Origin of the sequence: Aeromonas sp. 602658 (genome assembly GCF_049173005.1) — a bacterium.
GTDB classification, from domain to species: domain Bacteria; phylum Pseudomonadota; class Gammaproteobacteria; order Enterobacterales; family Aeromonadaceae; genus Aeromonas; species Aeromonas veronii_A.
In genome coordinates this window covers 40,077-46,579 of sequence record NZ_JAAKRF010000030.1, presented here as the reverse complement: position 1 = coordinate 46,579, position 6,503 = coordinate 40,077, and the positions used below count along the sequence as shown (strand labels likewise).

Sequence of the window (6,503 nt, the reverse complement as noted above, 5' to 3'; positions counted from 1 at the left end):
ACGGCGATGTCCTGCTTAGACTCGGCCGCGTTGATCACGTCGTCAGGGGTGATGTTGCCATCCAGGGTGATGCTGGCATCCGGTGGCGTGGTATCGAGCAAGGTGGTATCGTCGGTGGCGCTGGCAGGGTTACCCGCCGCGTCGATGACGCTGGCCACCACGGTCAGGTTGCCATCCGCCAGCCCGCTCAGATCGGCGCTGGTCTTGTAGTTGCCATCGACATCGGTGATGGCAGTGACTGTCAGGCTCTTACCGGCGGCATCACTGATCACTAGGGTCACGGTGCGACCCGGGCCCACATCGGAGGTGCCGCTGATGGGTGCGTTGGCCACATTGCCCGCGTTCACGTCATCCAGGCTCACCGTGATGTTCGCCGTGGTGTCCACGCTACCATCGTCGTTCGACGTACCTCTGTTGCCAGCCGGATCGGTGACGCTAGCCGTTACCTGATAGCCACCTTCCGCCAGCGGAGTAGTGACATCTACGCTGTAACCACCACCCGGTTGCACGATGGCGGTCAACGTTTGTTGAGTGCCATTGGCATCGGTCACGACCAGAGTGACCGTGCTGCCAGCAGGTGCATCCGTAGTGCCCGTAATGGTCGGGGTGGTGTCATTGGTATTGTCAGGTGCATCAACAGTAATCACCGGAGCGGTTACATCCACACTGCCATCATCGGTCGCGGTGCCGGTGTTGCCGGCCAGATCGGTCACGGAAGCCGTCACCTGATAGCCCCCTTCGGCCAGCGGTGTGGTGACATCCACGGTGAAGGTGCCATTAGGTGTGACAATAGCGGTCAGGGTCTGCTGATTGCCGTTGACATCGGTCACCACCAGGGTCACCGTGCTGCCTGCAGGCGCATCCGTGGTTCCGGTCAGGGTCGGAGTGGTGTCATTGGTATTGTCTGGCGCTACCACGGAGATGGTTGGAGGCGTAAGGTCAAATACCTCATCTTCTCCAGCCGCATCCAGCGGTGGCTCGCCATTGGCGTTGTAGATAGTATCGAAGGTGGCTTCAGCAATGGTTGCGGAACCGGTACGGTCGATGGTGACAAAACCGCCGTTGCCACTGGCTCCGGCGACACCACCAACACCACCAACACCACCACCACCGGCAGCAGGTGCACCGCCTGCGGCGGAGGCTTCAAAGGCCTGGGTCGGGTCAGCGCCACCCAAAATGGCTTCTTGCAGGGCACTGATATCATCGGGTGTGCCTGCGGCACTGTTTTGCGCCAGCTGGGGAGCATCTTCCTCTTCGGCAGGCTCACTCTGCTCGCTGGCAGGTTGCACATTGAAAGACTGTCCGCCGCCCATGAAACTGGCGCCATCCGGCGACATGATCACCGCCCCTTTCGGCAGCACATCCCCTTCCACCAGCAACTTGCGGCTACCATCTGCAGCCACCTGATAAACTTGACCTTTGAGCTGGGTGACGGTTACGCCCTGTTCCAGAGTAACGGAATTGGTAATCATGTTCTCTCCTGAATCCTGATTTGCATGCAAAAAGCCACAGCCTACTCTGCACAGAGAGAGAGCAAATAACCAGTTCGAAAATTCGAAAGAATAGACTGATTTGAGGCTGGACCGTTCAGCCAGACAGAAGGGTGACGAGGGGATTACCGAAAAATAAAAACTAAAATTATCAATACATTACATTATCATGACAGGAGCATGACAAGGCATGCTCCTGTCAGAATTAACCCTATGCACCGGCCCAGAGGATGATGGCCAGCAGTTGCGGCGAGATGATCCGCAAGAACATCACCAGCGGGTAGACAGTGGCATAGGAGAGCGCACTGGCACCACTGGTCGGGTGCATGGCGTTGGCAAAGGCCAATGCGGGAGGATCCGTCATGGAGCCAGCCAGCAAGCCACAGAGGGTGAGATAGTTCATCTTGCCATAGAGACGCGCCAGCACCCCGACCACCAGCAAGGGGATCAGGGTAATCGCTGCCCCATATAGCATCCAGGAGGGGCCATCACCGTTGATCAGGGTATCAACAAAGCCGGCCCCTGACTTGAAGCCAACCACCGCCAGAAACAGCACGATCCCGATCTCCCGCAGCGCCAGGTTGGCGCTGGGGGGCATGAACCAGTAGAGCTTGCCGATGCTGCCGATCCGCGACAGGATCAGCGCCACCACCAGCGGCCCCCCCGCCAGACCCAATTTGAGAGCGGCCGGGAATCCGGGCAGGTAGAAGGGGATGGAGCCGAGCAATACGCCGAGGCCAATCCCGATAAATACCGGCAACATCTGCACCTGTTGCAGTTTTTGCTGCACGTTGCCGACCACATTGGTCACGGCCTCGATGGCATCGAGACGACCTACCAGGTTGAGGATGTCACCAAACTGCAGACTGGTCTGGCTGGTCGGTACCAGCTCGATACCGGCCCGGTTGAGGCGCGAGATCACCACGTCATAGCGCTGTTTGATGTCAAGATCGCGGATCTTCTTGCCCAGCACCTGCTCGTTGGTCACCACGACCCGCTCCACCCTCAGGTCGGTACCGCGAGTCGATAGGGAAGTGTCGACCTCTTCACCCAGCACCAGCAACACCTTGTGCAGTGCATGGCGCTCACCAACTAGGTGCAGCAGGTCGCCCAGCTCGATACGGGAATCAGGGCGCGGCACCATCAGCTCGTCGCCACGCTTGAGCCGTGAGCAGATGACATCAGACTCGTCGAGACTCGGGATCTCGCTCAGCATCAAGCCATGCATGTTGGGGTTGCGTACCGCGATGTTGATGGTCTGCAAGCTCTCCTTGGTTTTACCTGTCTGCAACTCGAACTGGGCGGCTTCATCGTCGATCTTGATGCGAAAGAAGACCCTGACCAGCCACATGGTGAGCAAAATGCCGCAGATGCCGAATGGATAGGCCACTGCGTATCCCATCCCCATCAGCCCGGTTGAACCATGGGGAGCTCCCAGCTCCGCCAGGATCTGCTGACCCGCACCAAGAGATGGGGTATTGGTCACGGCACCGGAGAAGACCCCGAGGATCACCGGTAGCGGCACATCAAACAGTTGATGAAGTGCCGCCGCAACGATGCACCCCAGGATAACCAGCAAAGCAGCAAAGGCATTGAGCTTGAGTCCGGAGCTGCGCAATGACGAGAAAAAACCGGGGCCGACCTGAATGCCGATGGTATAGACAAACAGGATCAGGCCAAACTCTTGAATAAAATGGAGTGTTTGCTCATCGAGCGCCAGCTCTGACACCCCGGCAAAGTGACCCACTATGATGCCGCCGAACAGCACCCCACCGATCCCTAACCCAACGCCATAGACTCGCCAGTTTCCAAGCCAGAGTCCCAGCACTGCCACCAGCGACAACATGCTGATGGAAAGCGCGATTTCACTCATTTCGTGCATCCTTTGCGAATTGAACTGGCCCTAGCTTGTCAGCAAACGCTGATGCCAACTGTGTGATACCGCACGAATTTATCCTTTTACGCGCCAAAAATACCAATTAAGGGCTAGTTACAAGACGTTAGGCGACGTAGCCGTAAATGGCCATAAAGTGACAAACGCTGCCACCCAGCACAAAGAGATGCCAGATGGCGTGGTTATAGGGGAGCTGCTTGGCCACATAGAAGATGACCCCGAGGCTGTAGATAAGGCCGCCAAGCCCGAGCAGCAACAACCCCTCACCGGCCAGATGGATATAGAGCTGGTAGATGACCACCAGCGACAGCCAGCCCAACATCAGGTAGGTAAAGAGCGACAACTTCTTGAAGCGGTTGATAAACACCAGCTTGAACACCACCCCGGCCAGCGCCAGGGCCCAGATCACCACCATCAACCCCTTCGCCAACGGCGTATCGAGCGCCACCAGCAGAAAGGGGGTATAGGTGCCGGCAATCAGCAGATAGATGGCACAGTGATCAAACACCTTGCACCAGCGTCTGGCACGCCCTTCAGCCATGCTGTGATAGAGGGTCGAGGCGAGATAGAGCAATACCAAACTGCCGCCATAGAGGCTGTAGCTCACCAGCGCCTGCGTACCCTGTCCCCATCCCTTGATGAGCAACAGCACCAGCCCGACAATCCCCAGCAACAATCCCGCACCGTGACTCAGCCGGTTTGCCAGCTCCTCCCGGGGGGAGTAATCCATCACACCACTCATAACATCGACTCCACAATAACTGTGGCTCACTCTACCCAGCACCATTTCGGAGTACAAGTGTTCGCTTAAAAAATGGGGTGGCTGTCACCCGCCCCCCTTTGGTGTATGCTCTGCCGCCGATGCCCGAGACAAGCGGCATAGACACCTAACCCGGTGACCTGGTCTGGAGAACCTGATGAAGTTGACTGAGTTGTTTGCACAAGCGGATCCCGCCTTTGGCGAGGCGATGAACACCTTGCTGGAGAGCTTCCACCACTCCGACGACAGTCAGGCCCCCTATCAGCGCGACCTGTTCACCCACCAGCTCGATCAATCCCGCATGCCTGCAGTCGGCCAACCTATCGAGGAGTATCTGGCGCGGCTGGCTACTCTGGTACCCGGCGCCTCGCACCTCATCTCGCCACGCTACATGGGCCACATGACGGCGCCCCTGCCGGCCTATACCGCCGAGCTGTCGCGCCTGCTGGTGATGCTCAACCAGAATCCGATGAAGATGGAGTCCTCCCGCCTGCTCAGCTTTCTGGAGCGGGAGGTGCTGGCCAAGCTGCACCGCCTCATCTATGGCAGGGACGATGCGTTCTACGGCGAGCAGATGCATGCCAAGGATGCCGCCCTCGGCGTCATGACCAGCGGCGGCACCATCGCCAACGTCACAGCTCTCTGGCTGGCCCGCAACCGCGCCTGCGGCGACAACCTGTTCGCGCTCTATGAGCAAGGCTATCGCGGTGCAGTCATTCTCGGTTCACGGCTGATGCACTACTCCTTCGACAAGGGGATGGATCTGCTGGGACTGGGCGCCCGCAGCGTCTGGCGCCTCGAGACCGACGAGCAGAACCGGCTCAGTCTGGCTGCGCTGGAACAGGCGCTGATCCAGTGCAAAGAGCAGAAATTGAAAGTACTGGCATTGGTCGGCGTGGCAGGCAGTACCGACTTTGGCTCCATCGATCCCCTGCCTGAGCTGGCGGCCATTGCCGAACGAGAGCAGATCCACTTCCACGTGGATGCTGCCTGGGGTGGCCCGACCCTCTTCTCCCCCCGCTATCAAAACCTGCTGGCCGGGATCGAGCGCGCAGATACCGTCACCCTCGATGGCCACAAACAGCTGCTGGTGCCGCTCGGTACCGGCATGCTGCTCTGCCGCCAGCCCGACCTGATGATGGCGGTCAAGCGGGAGGCGCCCTATGCCATTCGCGCCACCTCGTTCGATCAGGGCCGCTTTACGCTGGAGGGCACCCGCCCGGCCAACGCCCTCTATCTGGACGCCGCCTTCCAGCTGTTTGGCCAGCAAGGCTATGCCGACCTGATCGAGGCCAACTACGACCGGGCCCGGCTGATGGCAGAGCTCATCGAAAGCGACCCCGCCTTCGAGCTGATGTCTGCTCCGGTGATGAACCTGCTCTCCTATCGCTGCATCCCGCCCCATCTGCAGGGCAAGGTGCTGGATGAAGCGGCCAATGCGCAGATCAACGACTTCAACGTAGCCCTGCAAAAAGCCCAGCGGGCCGAGGGGCACAGCTTTGTCTCCCGCACCCAACGAGCGGTGGTACGCTACGGTGCCCAACCGCTCACCCTGCTGCGCGCCGTGCTGCTCAACCCTCTGATTGAAGAGCGCCATATCCGCGACCTGCTGGCCGATCAGCTGCGACTGGGGATCTCCATTGCACGCCAACTGTTTGGCGACAGCGCGGAACCGGCGTAAAAATGAGCGGTCTTATTCATTTGCCGTTGTCCGCCATGCAGGTAGACTGGGCAAAATTTGCAGGCCATCTTTGAGGACTAGGCGCCAACAATGAAGCAATTTATTGAATTTATTCCACTTATCGTTTTCTTCGCGGTCTACAAGTTCTACGACATCTACATGGCTACCGGCGCACTGGTGGTGGTCACCGGTCTGCAGCTCGCCTATAGCTGGATCCGCTATCGCAAAGTCGAGAAGATGCAACTATTCACCTTCCTGCTGGTCGGCTTCTTTGGCGGCCTCACGGTTTTCTTCCACGATGACACCTTCATCAAGTGGAAAGTGACTGTCATCAACGTACTGTTCGCACTGGGTCTGCTCATCAGCCGCTACGGCTTTGGCAAGAACCTGATCAAACAGATGCTGGCCAAGGAGCTGCAGGCACCCGATGCAGTCTGGGACAAGGTCAATCTCGGCTGGGTCGGCTTCTTTACCGTCTGTGGCCTGCTCAACCTCTATGTGGCGTTTAACCTGCCGCAAGAGATGTGGGTCAACTTCAAGGTGTTCGGCCTGCTGGGGATGACGCTGGTCTTTACCCTGCTGAGCGGCGTCTATCTCTATCGCCACATCCCTGCCGAGCAGTTGTCCCAGCAAAAAGACGAACCCAAAAAATAACCCTCATCAGAAAAGGATCCTCTC

5 protein-coding genes are annotated in these 6,503 nt (G+C 58.5%); 2 read left to right on the top strand and 3 right to left on the bottom strand.

Features of this window, described 5'->3' with window-relative positions:
• The 3 genes from G5253_RS16655 to trhA form a co-directional block, all read right to left on the bottom strand.
• Positions 1–1,472 (bottom strand): retention module-containing protein (locus tag G5253_RS16655; RefSeq protein ID WP_421203781.1); only part of this gene is annotated, 1,472 nt, incomplete at its 3' end.
• A 229-nt stretch (positions 1,473–1,701) separates the two neighbouring features.
• Positions 1,702–3,363, bottom strand: coding sequence for a putative transporter (locus G5253_RS16650; RefSeq protein WP_216952965.1), 1,662 nt, complete (start codon positions 3,361–3,363; stop codon positions 1,702–1,704).
• Between the two features lie 127 nt (positions 3,364–3,490).
• Positions 3,491–4,126 carry a PAQR family membrane homeostasis protein TrhA gene (gene trhA / locus G5253_RS16645; RefSeq protein ID WP_158111314.1) on the bottom strand — a complete coding sequence of 212 codons (636 nt, stop codon included), beginning with the start codon at positions 4,124–4,126 and terminating at the stop codon, positions 3,491–3,493.
• Positions 4,127–4,301: 175 nt separating this feature from the next.
• On the opposite strand from trhA, the gene G5253_RS16640 reads away from it, so the two are divergent.
• Together G5253_RS16640 and G5253_RS16635 are read left to right on the top strand one after the other, a co-directional pair.
• On the top strand, positions 4,302–5,825 hold the full coding sequence (locus G5253_RS16640) for an aminotransferase class V-fold PLP-dependent enzyme (protein WP_421203779.1): 1,524 nt from the start codon (positions 4,302–4,304) through the stop codon (positions 5,823–5,825).
• 90 nt (positions 5,826–5,915) lie between these two features.
• Positions 5,916–6,479 (top strand): septation protein A, encoded by a 564-nt coding sequence (locus tag G5253_RS16635; protein WP_005354349.1) that lies wholly within the window; start codon positions 5,916–5,918, stop codon positions 6,477–6,479.
• Positions 6,480–6,503: the final 24 nt, after the last annotated feature.